Source organism: Clostridium uliginosum, assembly GCF_900112485.1.
Lineage (GTDB): Bacteria > Bacillota > Clostridia > Clostridiales > Clostridiaceae > Clostridium > Clostridium uliginosum.
In genome coordinates, this window is sequence record NZ_FOMG01000002.1 from 255659 (window position 1) to 274362 (window position 18704).

Sequence of the window (18704 nt, forward strand, 5' to 3'; positions counted from 1 at the left end):
TTTTAGGAGCTGTTTTAAAGTATTTTACTCTTTTTTTTATTTTCATATCTTAAATAAATTATTGCAAAAAATATTGATAATACTCCACATGTTAATTTTATCAATATATATATTGATAACACTTCTGGCGCTACACTTGCAACATATCCCATTTGTCCTCCAAAAACATATGCTCCTCCGACTGAAAAAGCTGTACAAATAACTTTTCCTCTATCATCTAAATCATCATAATTAGAGAATATAACTATTGCTGAAGCTAAACTTCCAATCAATGCTGCAATCGAATTGACATTTGTATTAAAAAGCTCACTTATTTTATTTAGAGGTTTCTTTAAAAATATTTTAATTACCTCCAACATAACATATGCACCACCAAGAAATATTGCAATTCTCCCTACTACTGTTAACACTTCATCAATAGGCATTATATTATCCAAAAGTGTTATTCCTGCTATAGAATTAAGTCCTTGAACAATTAATCCTATAATACTTATAAACATAATACCTTTGCCTATATATTGAAAAATAGTTATTAGTCTTTTTGTCATAAAAAGTATTGCAAGTGTTAAAATAACAGCAATAAATATGACTGGTAACAAATTATATAATAATATTTTTATAGGCACCTTTAAAAGAATACCGCCTATAAAAAGTCCTATTGGCATAGTTATAATTCCACATAATATACCTTTAAATACTATTTCCATTTCTTCTTTTTTAACTAATCCAATTGCAAGTGGTAATGTAAAGCTGATAGTACATCCAAAAATTGATGACATTAACACTCCAGTAAAATTAGCCATCTCACTAGATAAAGCTAAATCTTTTGATAAATTAAATCCTCCCATATCAATAGCTATTAAACTTGCTGGAAATATTGAAGGATCTAATGATAATTTCTGTACTATTGGAACTAATATTTCAGTTAAAACATTAGAAAAAAATGGAGTTATAGATAATATTCCTATCATTGATAAAGCTAGTGATCCCATAGTTTTTATTCCGTCTTCAAACACTTTTCCTAGCTTAAATTTATTTCCTTCTATATAATCAATAGCACCTAGTAAAAAGAAAAATGATACTATATATAATACTATATTTTTCATATGTCCCCCTATAAGTCACATGAAAGAAAATAACAAGTCAAATATACGATGTATATTTTGTCTTGTTGTTTTTTTGAATGTGCCTAAGTATTAAAACTATTATTAAGTATAACATAAAAAGCCTTCTTTAAAAGAAGACTTTTTATAAATAAAACTAAACTATAATAGTCTATTTTCTTAACATAATTAAATGCAATGAACTTATAAAATTATTTATTACATTCAGTGTTGCAATTATTATTACTTGTAGAAACACCTATGCACTTTCCTTCATAACTATTTGCATTTAATTGTTCATATCTTATTGTAATGTTATCTTTATATATTTTTAACATATATTTTTTATTAGGACATAAAGGTCCTAATAAAAATTGACCATATCTATCTGTAAAAGTATGAGTTAGTGGAATTGGAGTTTTATTGCATCCTGTAACTTGTAATAACTTAACTACTGCATCTGCTACAGGTGCATTAAATTCATCTATTACTGTTCCATAAATCACACATCTTTTATCCTTACATAATCTAAACACTGCATCAATTTGTTCATTTTCTCCAGTATTTAAAGAACATACGCTTATTCTTCCGCTCATTATTTTTACCTCCAAAAGTTATTTAGGCATATGAACGAAAATAACAAGTCAAAGATGCAACATATATTTGGTATCAAACAAGGACGTAATGTCAACTCATAGCGAGCTATTAGCTAATATTACCGACGCAGTATGACGCAAACTAGACTAGCATACTGACTTGTTATTTTTTGAATATGCCTTATAATAACAAAATATGAAGGCATCTTGTTTTTTGTGAATTTTTTGTTTATTTATTTATTTTTTCATATATATCAATAAATTCAACTGATAAATCTTTTAATACAATAGTAGTCATTAAATGGTCTTGAGCATGTACTAAAAGTAAAGAAAATTCAGCTTTTTGGCCTGATACTTCTCCCTGAATTAAGTTTGTTTGCGAGCTATGTGCATATCCAAGTTCCTCATCAGCTTTCTTAACTAAATCCTTTGCTCCTGCAATATCTCCCTTCTTAGCTAATGAAATTGCTTCCATGGAGTAACTTCTAGCCTCTCCACTATGCATAATTAAATTTAGTATTATTTCTTCCAAATCTAACCATCCCCTCTTTATTATAAGCTTAATTACATTTTACACTAAATTTGAATAAAAACTAAACAGTCTATTACTAATTTATTCATAATATAATATATTTATATACGTTCATAAATGACATTGATATATAAAATAAGGTGGTCTACCCAAAATGATTTATATATCATTTGAGTAAGCCACCTTATCATCTTATTATTTAGTTTTATCAGCTAATGTTACTGTTATTTCAATCTCCTTATTATCTCTAACTATACCTAGCTTAATTGTATCTCCAATGTTTTTACCAGATTTCAACTCCTTTAATTCATTAAACGTTGTAATCTTTTTATTATCAAATTTAGTTATTACATCGCCAACCTTTATTCCAGCTTTCTCTGCTGATGAAAATTCTTCAACTCCCTGTACATATATTCCTTCAGACAAGTTATATTTTTTAGCAAGATCACTCGTAATCTCTCTTACTTGAATTCCTAAATTTAATATAGGTTTTGATAATGAATCTATCTTAGTTTTTACTTCATTAATAGGAATAGAAAATCCCATACCTTCAACACTAGTTCCTCCTAGTTGAGTTCCTATTTTCATTGAATTTATTCCTATGACTTGACCTTTAGAATTAACTAATGGTCCTCCACTATTACCTGGGTTTATAGCTGCATCTGTTTGTATAAGATTTATATTTGTTCCATTCTGTCCTTGTACATTTCTGTTAACAGCACTTATAACTCCTTGAGTAAGTGTTTGTGCAAATTCTTTTGAAAGAGGTGTACCAATTGCTATAACTTGAGCTCCTGGATATATTTGATCTGAATCACCAAGTTCAGCAACTGCTGGTATAACAGTTCCACTTTCAACTTTAATCATAGCTACATCTTGTGCTTCATCATAATTTACTACTGTTGCATTAACTTCTTTTCCATTACTTAGAGTAACTTTTACTTCATTAGCTCCCTGTATAACATGATAATTAGTTAATATATCTCCTTCTTCATTTATAATAAATCCTGATCCAATTCCCTCTACTTGTTGAGGAACAAATCCATTACTTGATAACCCCTTTGTTGATACAATAACAACAGCTGGTGCAACTTTATTAAATGCATCTGTTGTTGAAAGTGTTTCTGCTGATGTATCTTCAGTAAATGTTGGTGAAACATAACTTTTTGTTGATTGATTAATAGCATTTGTGTTTTTAATCATCAAATAAGTAACTCCACTACCACTTAATCCTCCAATTATTGCAATTATCAATGCTAAAACCACATTAAAAAACATTCTTTTTTTCTTTTTGGGATTTTTATGAATCAAATTATTTTCAAATACAGATTCATTTACTTCTTCAATTTGATTTGTCTCTACATCAATAAACTTTTTATTTTCATTATCCATATAATTTCCTCCTACATATATTCAAATTCATTATTAATTACAATTAGTTCATATACTTAGTATAAAATCATTTTGTGTCAAAAACATGTCAAATATATTTCTTTCTTTAATGCTAAGGAATATTCAAAAAAATAAGATATTAATATTCACTTTTATATGCTTATTAAGGCCCATTCAAAAAAATGACAGACCAGTATATTGGTCTGTTATTTTCTTTCATGTGCCTAATATCCCATTTTTATTAAACGCTATGTTTTAACAGAGTGTTGATATTTTTATATAATAGCGAACTGACATTGAAATTTATATAACAATATCAACACGGTTTTAAAACAAAGCCTTATTAAAATAACAAGTTCTTTTTATATTTATTTTATGAACTTTTTTCTATTTTTTTAACCTTCTTTACCGTATTATTAATAGCATTGATAACAGATTCATTATCTATCATTGCATACGGTGAGTCTGATACTGCAGTTTCATATACTGTTGTCATTGACTCTTCCCCTAATTCTTTTAATTGTTCTTCTAAATTATTAGTTATTATATATAAAGGTTTTCCTTTTAACATTCCTTCACTTTGACTATGAGAATTATTTTTATATAAATTTTTAACCTCATCTGATACTGCTTTTCTGTAACTCTTATTATTTTTATGTACATTAAATTCTTCTAATGCTCCATTAGGTATGTTTTCTTCAAAAATTTTATTTTTTTCAATTATTCCTAACTTATCACATATAGTTGTTAAGTAAAAATTACTTCCTATAAATTCAAGTTCAGATTTATAATATTTCAACTTTATAGCCTTTGAATATTCTTTATTTGTAATTTCTGCTTCAGATAAAGGATTAATTAAAACCATTCCTGCTACTAACTCTGGATATTTCATTTCAAAATTTGTTGCAATTAAGCTTCCATATTCTTCTCCAACAAAAATATATGGTTCTGAAGCACCAGCCTTTCTTAATAAAGCTCTTAAGTCTTCAGCTTGTTCTGATGGTGATCTTTGTTCTCCATCATCACTAAATCCATATCCTTTCCTATTATATACAAATGTTTTCACATCAGCATTACCCTCTAAACTTTTGCAAATTTCATCCCACTGATATATATTAGTTCCTATCGACCCATCAAAAACTATTGTGTATGCTCCTGTACCTCTAATTTTATATTCTAATTTTTTTCCTTCTATTCTAACATATTTCAAATTTGCTTTAATTTTTTCACTACTCATAAAATTGCTTATTACTTGCGTTAAAAAACCAATTATTAATAGTCCTAAAATAACTATTAATGTTCTTTTACAAATTTCAAAGAAGCTAAATTTCCTTGGTTTTATTCTGTGCAAACCATTAGAATGTGATAACAAATTCATTTTCTAACCTTCTCCTAACTTTAAATTAGGTTTTGCATTTATATCAAGAGATGATATAAAACCTTTCTCATAATTAAAATATGCAGCACTTCCTATCATCGCAGCATTATCTGTACATAATACTGGTTCTGGAAACAATATTTTAATTCCTCTTAAAGATCCTTCTTTTTTTAATGTTTCTCTTAAACAAGAATTAGATGCAACTCCACCAGCTATGGCAATTTTATCAATATTCTTCTTTTTACAAGTTAAAAATACATTATCTTTTAACACATCAATAACAGCCTTTTGAAAAGATGCTGCTACATCGGCCTTATTTACTTCAACACCTTGCATTTTAGCTTTGTTTAAATAATTTAATACTGCTGATTTAACTCCACTAAAAGAAAAATCTAAAGTATCCTCATGAAACTTAGCTCTTGGAAATTCAATAGCATTTTCATTTCCTTCTTTAGCTAATTTATCAATTTTAGGGCCTCCAGGATATCCAAGTCCTAATGCTCTTGCAACCTTATCATAAGCTTCTCCAGCTGCATCATCCCTAGTCTTACCTATAACTTCAAACTCACAGAAGTCATTAACACAAACTATAAATGTATGCCCACCTGAAACTACTAATGATACAAATGGAGGCTTCAAATCCTTATGTTGTATAAAATTTGCTGAAATATGTCCCTCAATATGATTAACTCCAATTAAAGGTTTCTTAGTTGCAAATGCAAGTCCCTTAGCATATTGAAGACCAACTAAAAGAGCCCCTATAAGCCCTGGTCCATAAGTAACTCCTATTGCATCAATATCTTTTAAAGAAACGCCTGCTTCTTTTAATGCTTGTTTTACTACAAAATCTATTATTTCAACATGCATTCTTGAAGCTACTTCAGGAACTACTCCACCAAATTTCTTATGTGTGTCTATTTGTGTAGATATTACATTTGATAAAATTTCTCTTCCATTTACTACAACTGCAGCAGAAGTTTCATCACAACTTGATTCTATCGATAAAATTAATTTTTTATTCATATTTAATACCTCTTTTATATATTAAGCACATGAAAGAAAATAATAAACAAGCATACTGTCTATTATTTTTTTGAATGTACCTTAAGTTCTTCTTTTGCATTATAAAAAATAATAACACAAATATATTAATAATGTTTTACTTTTTCATAATGCCTTATATACTGATTGCCACCAATATTATACTTTATCTAACATATATTATCAATTTTTGATTGTTGTATAACTTGCCAATATACTGTATATTTTACTATATAAAAATTAATTTTTAGATACAAATAAATTAATTTTTCTTAAATTTTTATATAAATATAATATAAGGAGATTTTTAATGATAACTTATGCTAAAGTAATTGTTGCTGGCTCCCCCATTACTAAATCTAATTTTAAATTACATAACTCAAATGGACGTGCTATTTTACCTGACAGTTCTGGAAAATATCATGATAGATATGCTATATATGAACAAGAAATTGCTTTAATAGCACGGAATCAGAATCCTAATATTGTTCTTTCAGAAAGCTTAATTGCTTTATTAAAAGTTTATTATAAAAGTGAAAAACGTCATCCAGACACAATTAATATTACTAAAAGTATATTTGATGGAATAGAAAAAAGTGGGCTTATTGTGAATGATGCACAAATAACTAAAATAATTATTGAAGAATACTATGATAAAGAAAATCCTAGATTTGAATTAGAATTATTGGGAGAAAGTGAATATACTTTAAATTATACTATTTCAAAAAAAGATACTTGTAATCAACCTAAACTATATTCTTCAATTAAGAAAAATTTGTTAAAGCCAACTAAACAAAATGTATTATCACCTTCAAATATTAATAATGTTTGTAGCATCTGCAATACCATAATAAAAAATAATGATTATAAAAAAGCTGATGGTGGCAAAACATTAATATGTAAAAAATGTTTCAATAAATTATTTTAAGGAGAAATTACAATGACTAAAAATATAGATTTAATTTTTTTTGGAGATAGTTTAACTTTTGGATATGGGGTTCCTAAAAAAGATTCTTGGGTTTATAAGATTCAACAATCTACAGCATTATCAACATTAAATAAAGGATGTAATGGAGATACTACTCCTTCCATGCTTTCTCGTTACTATAATGATGTACTGATTTATACTCCACATAAAATTTTTATTATGTGTGGCTCTAATGACCTTCTTATGGGTAAAAAAGTATCTACAATAATTGAAAATCTAGAGTTAATGATTAAAGATGCCATTGAAATTAATTCTGAAGTAATTATTGGACTTCCCCCTTCAATCATTGGTACTATGGCAAATAAATTATTTTGTCCTTCTCCCTTTTATGATTATGCCGAAAAAAAAATGCTCCAATTAAATGAGGCTATAACTAACTTATGTATTAATTATAACCTTTCCTATATAGACTTTTATTCATTAACTTTAAATAATAAAGATATTTATTTAGATGGACTACATTTGAATTCTCATGGAAATTACCTTATGTATAAAAAAGCTCTTCCTTATTTTTAATGTATTTTTTTAATATAATCTGCTGCTTTTATCCCACAGTTAAGTCCATCAACTTCTTTCATTATTAGTGATAATTCACCATTTATTAAATTTCCACATGCAAAAAATCCATCAATTGATGTGTTAAAATCATTTATATTAGGTCCTAATGTTTCCTTATTAATATCTATTTTAATCATTTTAAGAAGTGTATTTTCAGGTCTAAATCCAACTGATAATAATAAAGAATCACAAAACTTTTCTGTAATATTATTATCTTTTAAATTTATAATTTTTACCCTTTCAATTCTACTACTTCCATGCACTTCAATAACTCTAGAATTTTCAATAATATTTATATTGAATCCGTCTATTATATCATCTATTTCATCATCTCTTAAAGATTCAAAATCCTCTTCAATAACTACACCCTCTACTAATCCACCTTCTATTATAAGTCGCCTTGCGACTAAAAAACCCCATTTATTTTTAGCACTAATCACAGTCCTTTTACCAGGCAAATATCCTTCTATATTAATTAATCTATGAGCATCTCCTAATGTAAATATACCTGTTAGACCATTTGTAGGAATTATAATACTTCCAGTATAAACTTCTCTAGCTCCCATAGCTAGTATTATTGCATCTGCATTTACATCGTTAATTCCTTCTTCTGAGCTTACATATGTTACTATTTTATCATCTGTGATCTTTAAAACATTTGAATTTGTTTTTATTTCTATATGTGATTCTCTTAATCTTTCTTCTATAAAATTAATATATTCCGGCCCTGTTACTTTATGTCCTAAAAATTTTTCACCAAAGCCATTATGAATACATTGGTTTAATATCCCTCCAAAGCTATTTTCTCTTTCAAGAATAAGTATGCTTTTCACTCCACTCTTTAATGCTCCCAAAGCAGCTGTCATTCCTGATATTCCTCCACCAATGACAATTAAATCATATTTTAACATGATAGTACCCTCCAAGTATAATGACTAAGGCATATTAAAGAAAATAACAAGTCAAAGATACGACGTATATTTTGTCTTAAGATAAGTTCAACTAAATTCAGGTGGAGTATAAAACTCCATCTGAAAAGTTTCACTTTATGTCAGACAAGGAGATAAAATCATCTCATAACAGGCTATGGGGTGATTTTATCGACGCAGTATGACGCAAAATAGACTAGCATACTGACTTGTTATTTATTTTAATGTACCTAAATTATAATTTTATTAAATTTGTTGATTCATTTATTATATCCACTATTTCATACATATCCACAATTTCTGTAAAGTTATTTGAAACATTTAATTTATAATACTCTAAAGATCCACGATGTATTAAAATATTCACACCTTCTTGTGATAAAAGCTTTATGTTATCTAACCTTTCAGCATTATTAGATGTATCTGCAAATATTTTTACACTTTCATTTAAAAACATAACATTTTGTGGAAGTTTTGTTGCTTCACTCAAAGCACTAAAATACTCATCCAATAAAATTTTCCCTAGTTTTTCATCTACACCAAACTTATCTGATGTTATTAATATTGAAAAGATTTTTTCATCTATAACCTCTAGGCATCCTCTTTTTTCAATCCAAATACTAAAAGATTCTTGACTTTCTTTTATTTCTACCTGATAACCTTGACTCATTGCAAGTTTAGCAATATTAGCATTATCTGTTTCATTATCAACCTTTACTAAGGCTTCACCTTCTCCAATAGAATTGAAATATTTTTTCACTTTTCTTATAGCTTTAGGAAAAGATAATCCTATACAATCTATTTCTTTCATAATTTACCCCCTAGTTTGTTTTAGACACATGAAATAAAATAACAGACCAAAGAATGTGCCTTATATCTAATACTTTAACATTATTATATCACGTTTAATTTTATATGGCTTGTTTGATTTATGTATTTATGTATAATAGAATATGTTGATTATTATAATGACAATATTAGAAGAAATAATAAATTAATATACTTATTTTTCTTAAAATTGTCTAAATTGAGGTGAATTTATGGATTATTTTAAAGACAAAATCAATTACTTCTTCAGAGAAAATATAACTAAAGATACAGTAAACAGATTTATATTGTTTTTAATTCCTTTGGTTTCTATAGTGTTAAAAGGAATTATATTTCAAGGATTTCTTACAAATGAAAATCCTTATAGTTTCAATTTTAATTCTGGATATACATCTGCTCAAAGTTTCATCAATTATTATATAGCATTTGTTTTAATATTCTTGAGTTTTTCATTATTATTTAAAGGAAAAGGTAGAATAATTTACATTTTTATAATTGATATATTATTAACTACTCTTATTATGCTTGATCTTTGCTATTTCAGAGGTTTCTTAACTGTTCCATCTATATTAATAGCAACGCAAACTGCAAATTTAGATAATTTATCTGGAGCTATATATTCAATGTTTAGTTCAATGGATTTTTTATTTATATTGGATTTTATAGTTTTAGGAATATACATTTATTTTACTAGAAATTCTTATAAAAACATAAAAAGAAGATCTTTTAAAACATTTTTATTTACTTTTATTATTCCAATATTATTCATAGGATATGTACCCTTTAACATACATATTTTAAATAATACAAAAGTGAAAGATGCGTATCTTTTTGATAATTATGATCCAACAAATACTGCTAGATATTTTTCACCTATTGGCTATCACATTTTTGACTTGTATACTGTGTACCGTGACTCTAAACCTTACAAGCTAACTAAAGAAGATAAGTCTAATATTGAAGAATTCTTCGAAATAAAAAAAGAAAATCTTCCAGATAATAATTACTTCGGTACATCCAAAAATAAGAACTTAATATATATTCAAGTTGAATCATTAGAAGATTTTGTTATAGGACGAACTATTAATGGACAAGAGATTACTCCTGTGTTAAACAAGTTAACATCAAATTCATTTTATTTTCCTAATGTTTTTGAACAAGTTAATGAAGGAACAAGCTCAGACTCTGATTTGATGGTTAATACTTCCCTATTTCCTTTAAGAAGAGGTAGTACTTTCTTTAGATATCCAAATACCAATTATAATTCTCTTCCTAATATATTAGAAGAAGAAAATTATAGTACTATCGCTATTCATCCTGATAAAGGTTCTTTTTGGAATTATGCTAGTGGTTTAACTGGAATTGGATTTGATAAATTCAATGATTCCCACGCTCTAAACATAGATGAAGCTATAGGTATGGGAATTAGTGATAAACGTTATTTTGAACAAGTTGTTCCAATGTTAAAACAACAATCACAACCATTTTATGCTTTAACTGTAACATTAACTAGTCATGGTCCTTTTGATTTACCAAAAGAATATAGAGAATTAAATCTTAATACTGAGTTAGATAAAAGTGAATTAGGTGGATATTTTGAAAGTATTCACTATACAGATAAACAAATAGGTCATTTCATAGATTTATTAGATAAAGAAGGTATGCTAGATAATACTGTTATTGCCATAATGGGAGATCATACAGGTGTTCATAAATACTACAATAATAGTGTTGAACAGTTATCAAATAAAGAAGATTGGTTTTTAAATACTGGTAACCCAACAGTACCTTTAGTAATTTATGATTCATCAATTAAAGAAGGTAAAACTTTTGATGTATATGGCGGACAAATTGATGTAATGCCAACATTACTTTATATGCTAGGTGTAGATAAATCAAAATATGAAGATACTGCTTTCGGAAGAAACCTTTTAAATACTCAAAAATCATTTGCAGTATTAACTAACGGAACTATAAAAGGTGGAGAAAACCTTACAGATAAAGAAAAAGAAATTTATAAAAAATCACTAGATTTATCAGATAAGATGATACGTGCAAATTACGCTCATAATTAGTATATATCTCACCGAAATAAGGGTCATGCATTTGTTCCGGTTGCTGATGGATTTAGCTGTGAATTTCTAACAGTAGAAGTTGAACCATTTCTGCATGCTCCCAATATATATTGGGACAAGCAAAAATGAAACTACTACTACTGAAGAAATATCTACAGCTAAATCCCCTAATGCAACACTTAACAAAAGCATGCCCCTTATTTCTAGTTTTAGGTATAATTCAAATTAGAAGTTTATCTATATTTCTTTTTTTAGAAAATTTACCAATTAGATTTATCACTTATTTGAGTGGTATTTTAATACTATATTTATCTTCTATAACAGAATCTTTAATTATAGGCAATGCTATTTTATAATTCTTGGTTATATCTACAGGTTTTAGTTCTATGCTTATTATATTCTTCTCTGGATCTTCAATTTTAGCTCTATCTCCGTCTTCTTCTATACTAGTATCTGCATAACCCTCCTTAAATAACACCACTGAATCTATCTTGGCATCTTTATAATTCCCATCAACTTTCATAGTTATTTTTGTTTTTTCTTCTGTAGCTTCAATAGACTTAATGATAGCTTTAGTTTCTTTATTTAATTGTATTTCTTGATTTACTAATTGATCTAAAGGTACGAAATTTTCATTATACATTCTGTATACATAATCTACTGTATCATAAGCATATCCCTTTTTCTTTTCATTTTCAGTAGTTTCTCTGCTTTTCTTTACTAATTTTTGAGAACTGCTATTCATTTCCTTAGGATTTATTGAACATTGATATATTGGACACTCTTTTCCATTAAAAACTTCTGTATCATCTCCTATCTCCTTTAATATAGGAGTGACAGTTATGATTTGTGTTTTCGATAAATCACTTAATATTTTAATTTTTCCTGAATATCCTTTCTTATCACCACATTCTTCACAATTATCTATATTTAATATTTTTCCATTTTCATCAGTAACTCTATAACTAATAATATCGTTAGCACCATTCCTCATATCTTTATTTTCCTCATAATAAGTACCACCATAATTTAATGTATTTCCAAATGGACTAATAACTAGTTTTTCTATTTTAAATTCATTAGCAAGTTTCCCTGTAGGAAATGAAACCTTTTTATTTATATCTATAGTTTTTGAATACTTTGAAGTACCATTCTTAGTAGTTTTAAATTTAAAATCCCAAGGTCCCTTAACATCTCCAACCCAAACAATATTTAATTCTACATCTATATTTTCTGCTAAAGTCATTTCTGATATATTTCCACATATAACAGTCTCCATAGTATTATTATCAATTTTTTTATCTGTCTCGTTATAGCCTACACTCTCTCCATTTAACTTTGGTGCTCCCATAATACCTTTATTAATAAACTTATCATTATTATCTCCTTGTATTGTCATTGTTATGGCTACTATATTATCATCTATAGCTATATCGTCAATTGTTATCTTTACCTCATTGTTATCTATAGTTTTGTTTACACTAGTTGAAAATTCCTCGAAATTCTTTAATTTATTTCCTTCAACATCATATTTAAAATCTTTAAATATAGATCCAATTATGGGAATAGCTTGAACTAGTTCTGGTTTTGTTATACTAACAATAGTTGTTAAAATAATAATTGATGCTGCCACCAATCCAAACTTCTTTATGATTTTATTTTTTCTTGATTTTACATTTTTATCTTTTTCTTTTTTTCCTCTTTCAATTCCATCTCTTATAGCTAAATCTAATTCATCAGGTATTACAATTGAGTTTTTTAATTCATCTATTTCATTCATATTAAATTAGCTCCTTCCCAAAATGAATTTTAAGTTTACTTAGTCCTTTATTTAAATAAGTCTTGGCTGTTCCTTCTGGAATTTCTAAAACTTTAGCTACTTCACTTATAGTTAAATCATTTAAATATTTTAATATAATCACTTTCTTAAGTTTTTCTTCTAGCTTATCTACTGCATATAATAAATCCAGTTTTTCATCTGATTTATTCTCTAAATGACTCATATCTTTCAATTCATTTTCTTCTAAATAAACTATTTTACTATTTTTATTAATGAAAGTTATAGCATTATTAATAAGTATTCTAGTAAGCCAAGTATTAAAATACTTAGATTCTTTTAACTTATCTATTGATATATAAGCCTTATAAACAGTCTCTTGAATTATATCTAGTGCATCCTCTTTATTCTTTACATAAGCAAATGCAGTTCTATAAAGTTGCTCTTTCTTACTATTTATTAAATAAGTAAAAGCCTCTTCATCTCCTCCCATAGCTAAACATACCTTATCTTCCATCTTGTTGCCTCCTGTATATTAAAAATAAACTAATAATTATTTTCTCTTACAACTATTAGACTTATAATTTTCGCAAATAGTTTTAAATTTTACATAAATTCTTTGATTATTCCAGATAAACAGAAAAATAGAAGGAATAATAAATTATCCCTTCTATTTTTCTGTTTATACACTTAATTTAAAAATTATTTCCCTGCTACTGAAAGTTCTTTTACGATTACAGAAGGACATCCAATACTACTCATTGGGAATTTCAAGTCACTTCCTACTTCTTCTATGTCTTTTAATAATGTAAAGAAGTTTCCTGCTACTGTAATTTGTTCTACTGGAAAGCTCTTCTTTCCATTTTCAATCATGAATCCTTTAGCAGCTAAAGAGAAATCTCCAGTTATTGCACTAGCTCCTGAATGAAGCCCTGCAAATTCTGTAATCAACAGCCCATTGTTAATTTTTTTACAAATTTCTCCTAAAGTTTTTTCTCCTGGCTTAATATAAAAATTAGTTGAGCTTACTCCTACTGGTGACGCATATGAGCCTTTAAACCCATTTCCTGTAGATTTTATTCCTGCTTTATATGCTGTCTTTAAATTGTGTAATAATGTGTTTAATTTTCCATTACTTATTATCTCTTTTTTAAATGTTGCAACTCCCTCATCATCAAATCCTGTTGTTGCAAAACCATCTTTTAAATGAGGGTCATCAATTAAAGTTAAAACTTTTGATGCAATAATTTCTCCTTCTTTTCCTTTTAATAAAGATAAACCTTTTTGTGCTTGTTCAGCATTAAAAATAGAAGAAAATGTTCCTATTAATGAAACCATTGCTTCATTGTTTATAATAATTTTATACTTTCCAGACGAAATACTTCTTCCGCCAATTCTAGAAAGTGCTTCATCTAAGCCTTGTTTTGCTAATTCACTAGGCTTTACTTCTTCTAATGAATTTGCAACAACATATCCCATACCATCATATTTTTCATCTTTATCTTTAATAATCGGCACTACATATGCTGTTAAGCTATTATTTCTATTTTTTAAGTTAAGTCCCTTTGAATTTATTATTCCATAGTTAGACTTGCCATACCCTATTCCACATCCACCAAAATTAACTACCTTATCGCATTGTTTTTTACACTCTTTCTCCATATCTAGTGCTAATGAGATAAGATCCTCAGATTTTACATTGTCTAATGCTTCTATATAACAATCTATATCCTTATATTCTTTATCACCTTCATAAATAAATTGTACATCATCATGTTCTATAGATAATGCTCCATCCTTTGCATTTTTTACAAGCATAAAAATAACATCTTGATCTAATATTTCAGTATAAGAATAACCTATCTTACCATTAATCTTTCCTCTAAACGATAATCCAAAAGTATTGTTTAAATTATATTTTTCTACTTCATTTTGATAAACATTTAAACTTAAGCTTTCTCTATCTAAATAATATATTTCACACTCATCAAATCCTGCTTTTTTAGCTTCTGTAAATAGTTTTTCTTTAAATAATTCAAAATCCAAAATAACCCCTCCTATCTTCCACCAACAGTCATTTGTTTTACTCTTATCATAGGTTGACCAACATTAGTTGGTATACTTCCTGATGATGAACCACACATGCCTTGAGCTAACTCTAAATTGTTTCCAACCATATCTATATCCATGAGTACTTGATTTCCTTTACCTATAAGACTTGCTCCTCTTACAGCTTCCTGTATAACTCCATTCTTAACTAAGTATCCTTCTTGGACTGAAAAATTAAATTCACCAGTTACAGGATTTACAGAGCCTCCCCCTAATTTCTTTGCATATAATCCAGTAGATATAGATTTAATTATATCCTCTGGAGAATCATTCCCATTTTCTATATAAGTATTAGTCATTCTTGATGTTGGTTGATATTTATAACTTTGTCTCCTTGAACTCCCTGTTGGTTTCATATTCATACGTCTTCCATTTAATTTATCAATCATGTATCCTTTTAAAATACCATTCTCAATTAAAATATTCTTTTTAGTTTTAGTACCTTCATCATCTATATTCAATGAACCCCAAGCATTTGGAATTGTTCCATCATCTATAGCTGTTATTTTAGTTGATGCAATTTGCTCTCCTAATTTATTAGCAAAAATTGAGTTTCCTTTAGCAACTGAACTTGCTTCTAATGCATGACCACATGCTTCATGAAATATAACTCCTCCAAATCCATTATCTATAGCCACAGTCATGTTACCTGCTGGACAATTTTTAGCGTGTAATAAAGTATGAGCTATTCTTGCTGCTTCCCTTCCATGGTATGCTGGATCTACGTCATCAAACATTTCAATCCCTTTATATCTACCTGGACCTTCAAAACCAGTTTGATTTTCAGAACCTTTTGATGCCACTACATTTACTCCAAGTCTTGTTCTTATTCTTCTATCTTTTACATATAATCCATCACTATTTGCGATTAATACATGTTGATCTTTATCTGAATAACTTGCAATAACTTGTGATATGTCTTCACTAAAATTTTTTGCACTACTATATGCAGTCTTTAATATATGAATTTTTTTATTGTAATCTATATCTTTGGGATAATATATTATCGGGTGTATTGTGCTTATTGACTTTTCATTAAGTAATATTGATTTATCTTCCTTTACTTCTCCTAATGCCAAAGCTGCTTTATAAGCTGTGTCTAAAAGACTACTTAAGCTATTATTATTGGTATATGCATATACACTTTTTATCCCCTTAAATATCCTAATTCCGATACCATAACTTCTGCCTCCAATTGCATCTTCTACCTTGCCATCTATTAATGATATGGCATTATTTACTGAATCATCCTCAAATATTTCAGCAAAATCTCCCCCTGTTATTAAACATTTTGATAATACTTCTGAAACAATACTTTTTGATAACATCTTATTCCTCCTTCTATAATCTTTAATTCTCTTTTACTATATTATCATACTATTTATCTAAATTCTTCTAATTTTCATATAGATAAATAGTATCCATTCTTAAGAAACTCAAATCTAAGGCACATTCAAAAAAATAATAGACCAGTATACATGTCTATTAATCCTTCCCTCTATATCCTTTCCCCAAAATTGTTTAAATAAACTTTGATGATGAAGGATCATTCTCTATTTTTGCTCTAAGTCTGCTAATTTTTACATCTATTAATTTAAAATCACTAAGATAATTATAACCCCAAACTAAATTTAAAGTCTAAAAATTTTATAATAATTTACCTATAAAAAAAGAGAGACTATCTTTAACAGTCCCTCTTTTTGTCTTATTTATAAAATTACAATACTTCATTTCATACAAAACTATCTAAGCTATATTTAACTTTTCTAATCACTTTAAGACAACAATATTGATTATAAAAATATTACACTCAACCCAAATCATTAATTAATATCAATTTATTTAATAGTTCTAAATGTATATCCTTTTTCAGTTAAATAATCTATTATTTCTGGTAATGCTTTAGCTGTTTCTCCCTTGTCAGAACAATCGTGCATTAATATTACTGCCTTTTCTTTTTCTCCAACAGTTTGTTTAACTTGTTCAAGTAATTCTGATGCTACCTTGTGTTTTCCTTCAGCATCCTTAGATAAAGAATTCCAATCAATATAATTATATCCCTTTTCAATAAACTTCTCATCTATTGGTTTTTGTCCTTTCCAAGACATGTGCCCGCCTGGAAATCTAATAGCTCTAGTTGAAAAATCTTTTCCTAGAACTGCTCTAAGTGCCTCATTACTTTTTTCTACATCATTCATAAAATTCTCAACACTTACTGTATGATTTGGATATAAATATTTATAGTCATGTGAATATGTGTGATTTCCTATAGCATGTCCATCTTCAACTTCTTGTTTTAGCATACTTTTTGTAACTTCACTTTGATTTATTGATTTACCTACAGTAAAAAATGTTGCTTTTACATTTTTCTCTTTTAAAACGCTTAATATCTGTGGTGTTACATTTTCTGATGGGCCATCATCAAATGTTAGATATACTACTTTCTTCCCATCTGCACCTTCTGGCATTTGCCCTTTGGCTTGTTGATTTAAGTACTTTTCTACAAATGCTGCATCATCAGCAAAAGGATCTTCTCCTAATGGTAAATAACCTGAATTATCTAACACAGGTTTATTGCTTTCATTATCAACATCATTTACTATTTCACTAGCTTTTACCGTTTCATTTCTTTTAGAAATTCTTTGAGCTGATAATGCACCTGTTAATACAACTACTAAAGTTACTATTCCAAATATTATAAGTTTTTTTTGCTTGTCTATATTATTTTTTCTTTTTCTATTATTAATATTATTTTTCATTTATACAAGCTCCCCCATAATTCAATATATTGTATATATAACATTTTTGATACCTTAAAAAAATTCATTTTTATAAAATTATAGCTTTTCTTTAACTTCAATACAAGTCATACCACTATAAAAAAACAGTTTGTCCCGTTCTAAGAAAAAATCTATATCTTCATTCCATAATGTTATAAATATATTATACAATATTACTTATATACTTATGTGACAAAACTATTACATAAGTAGGATTTTTAAAATTTAATTTCTTTAATCTATAAAGTTAAAATAATTTATTACATAAAAAAAGCCGATTACATCGGCTATATTATACTAATATTAAAATACAAAAATGGCTCCGCGAAGAGGACTCGAACCTCCAACCTATCGGTTAACAGCCGAGTGCTCCACCATTGAGCTATCGCGGAATAACCTTTGTCTGAAAGAATTGTTCTTTCAAAATTGCACATAAGTTTGAGTTTCCTCTAATGTATATATTTACTTAATTAATTATTGGTCAAGCCCTCGACCTATTAGTATCAGTCAGCTAAATATGTTGCCATACTTACACCTCTGACCTATCAACCTTGTAGTCTTCAAGGGGTCTTACTAGCTTACGCTATGGGAAATCTCATCTTGAAGGAGGCTTCACGC

The 18704-nt window shown here is 27.7% G+C and carries 16 protein-coding genes, 1 tRNA gene, 1 rRNA gene and 1 pseudogene; 3 read left to right on the forward strand and 16 right to left on the reverse strand.

Going from position 1 to position 18704, the window contains the following annotated elements:
* Positions 1-14: 14 nt before the first annotated feature.
* The 6 genes from eutH to tsaD form a co-directional block, all read right to left on the reverse strand.
* Positions 15-1106, reverse strand: a complete 1092-nt coding sequence (gene eutH, locus BM027_RS02695; RefSeq protein ID WP_090088553.1) for an ethanolamine utilization protein EutH — start codon at positions 1104-1106, stop codon at positions 15-17.
* 209 nt (positions 1107-1315) lie between these two features.
* Positions 1316-1699, reverse strand: a complete 384-nt coding sequence (locus BM027_RS02700) for a carboxypeptidase-like regulatory domain-containing protein (protein ID WP_090088554.1) — start codon at positions 1697-1699, stop codon at positions 1316-1318.
* Positions 1700-1928: 229 nt separating this feature from the next.
* Positions 1929-2231, reverse strand: a complete 303-nt coding sequence (locus tag BM027_RS02705) for a PTS lactose/cellobiose transporter subunit IIA (RefSeq protein WP_090088556.1) — start codon at positions 2229-2231, stop codon at positions 1929-1931.
* A gap of 195 nt (positions 2232-2426) precedes the next feature.
* A complete protein-coding gene (locus BM027_RS02710; protein WP_090088558.1) occupies positions 2427-3623 on the reverse strand; it encodes a S1C family serine protease in 1197 nt (398 codons plus the stop codon).
* 373 nt (positions 3624-3996) lie between these two features.
* Positions 3997-5001 carry an alpha/beta fold hydrolase gene (locus BM027_RS02715; protein ID WP_090088560.1) on the reverse strand — a complete coding sequence of 335 codons (1005 nt, stop codon included), beginning with the start codon at positions 4999-5001 and terminating at the stop codon, positions 3997-3999.
* A 3-nt stretch (positions 5002-5004) separates the two neighbouring features.
* Positions 5005-6024: a tRNA (adenosine(37)-N6)-threonylcarbamoyltransferase complex transferase subunit TsaD gene (gene tsaD / locus BM027_RS02720; RefSeq protein WP_090088561.1), complete on the reverse strand. Its 1020-nt coding sequence runs from the start codon at positions 6022-6024 to the stop codon at positions 5005-5007.
* A gap of 328 nt (positions 6025-6352) precedes the next feature.
* Between tsaD and BM027_RS02725 the strand changes: the two genes are divergently transcribed.
* The gene (locus BM027_RS02725; protein WP_090088563.1) at positions 6353-6970 is read left to right on the forward strand and encodes a RusA family crossover junction endodeoxyribonuclease; all 618 of its coding nucleotides are present in this window, start codon (positions 6353-6355) and stop codon (positions 6968-6970) included.
* A gap of 12 nt (positions 6971-6982) precedes the next feature.
* Positions 6983-7546, forward strand: coding sequence for a GDSL-type esterase/lipase family protein (locus BM027_RS02730; protein WP_090088565.1), 564 nt, complete (start codon positions 6983-6985; stop codon positions 7544-7546).
* Here BM027_RS02730 and BM027_RS02735 read toward each other — a convergent pair.
* Positions 7543-8499, reverse strand: coding sequence for an NAD(P)/FAD-dependent oxidoreductase (locus tag BM027_RS02735; protein WP_090088566.1), 957 nt, complete (start codon positions 8497-8499; stop codon positions 7543-7545). The two genes, BM027_RS02730 and BM027_RS02735, sit on opposite strands and share 4 nt — an antisense overlap.
* A gap of 253 nt (positions 8500-8752) precedes the next feature.
* Positions 8753-9328 carry a sulfurtransferase-like selenium metabolism protein YedF gene (yedF, locus tag BM027_RS02740; protein WP_090088569.1) on the reverse strand — a complete coding sequence of 192 codons (576 nt, stop codon included), beginning with the start codon at positions 9326-9328 and terminating at the stop codon, positions 8753-8755.
* Positions 9329-9557: 229 nt separating this feature from the next.
* Between yedF and BM027_RS02745 the strand changes: the two genes are divergently transcribed.
* Positions 9558-11420 (forward strand): LTA synthase family protein, encoded by a 1863-nt coding sequence (locus BM027_RS02745; RefSeq protein WP_090088570.1) that lies wholly within the window; start codon positions 9558-9560, stop codon positions 11418-11420.
* A gap of 280 nt (positions 11421-11700) precedes the next feature.
* Here the strand turns inward: BM027_RS02745 and BM027_RS02750 are convergent, their stop codons facing one another.
* The 8 genes and pseudogenes from BM027_RS02750 to BM027_RS02785 all read right to left on the reverse strand — a co-directional run.
* On the reverse strand, positions 11701-13200 hold the full coding sequence (locus BM027_RS02750; protein ID WP_090088572.1) for a DUF4179 domain-containing protein: 1500 nt from the start codon (positions 13198-13200) through the stop codon (positions 11701-11703).
* Between the two features lies 1 nt (position 13201).
* Positions 13202-13714 (reverse strand): sigma-70 family RNA polymerase sigma factor, encoded by a 513-nt coding sequence (locus BM027_RS02755; RefSeq protein ID WP_090088574.1) that lies wholly within the window; start codon positions 13712-13714, stop codon positions 13202-13204.
* Positions 13715-13899: 185 nt separating this feature from the next.
* The gene (locus tag BM027_RS02760) at positions 13900-15243 is read right to left on the reverse strand and encodes a TldD/PmbA family protein (protein WP_090088576.1); all 1344 of its coding nucleotides are present in this window, start codon (positions 15241-15243) and stop codon (positions 13900-13902) included.
* Between the two features lie 11 nt (positions 15244-15254).
* Positions 15255-16634 carry a TldD/PmbA family protein gene (locus tag BM027_RS02765; RefSeq protein WP_090088579.1) on the reverse strand — a complete coding sequence of 460 codons (1380 nt, stop codon included), beginning with the start codon at positions 16632-16634 and terminating at the stop codon, positions 15255-15257.
* A gap of 193 nt (positions 16635-16827) precedes the next feature.
* Positions 16828-16929: pseudogene (locus tag BM027_RS18420) on the reverse strand (winged helix-turn-helix domain-containing protein); the annotation flags it as partial.
* Between the two features lie 215 nt (positions 16930-17144).
* Positions 17145-18065, reverse strand: a complete 921-nt coding sequence (locus BM027_RS02775; RefSeq protein ID WP_090088581.1) for a polysaccharide deacetylase family protein — start codon at positions 18063-18065, stop codon at positions 17145-17147.
* 338 nt (positions 18066-18403) lie between these two features.
* A tRNA-Asn gene (locus tag BM027_RS02780) sits at positions 18404-18478 on the reverse strand.
* A gap of 85 nt (positions 18479-18563) precedes the next feature.
* A 23S ribosomal RNA gene (locus BM027_RS02785) occupies positions 18564-18704 on the reverse strand; the annotation flags it as partial.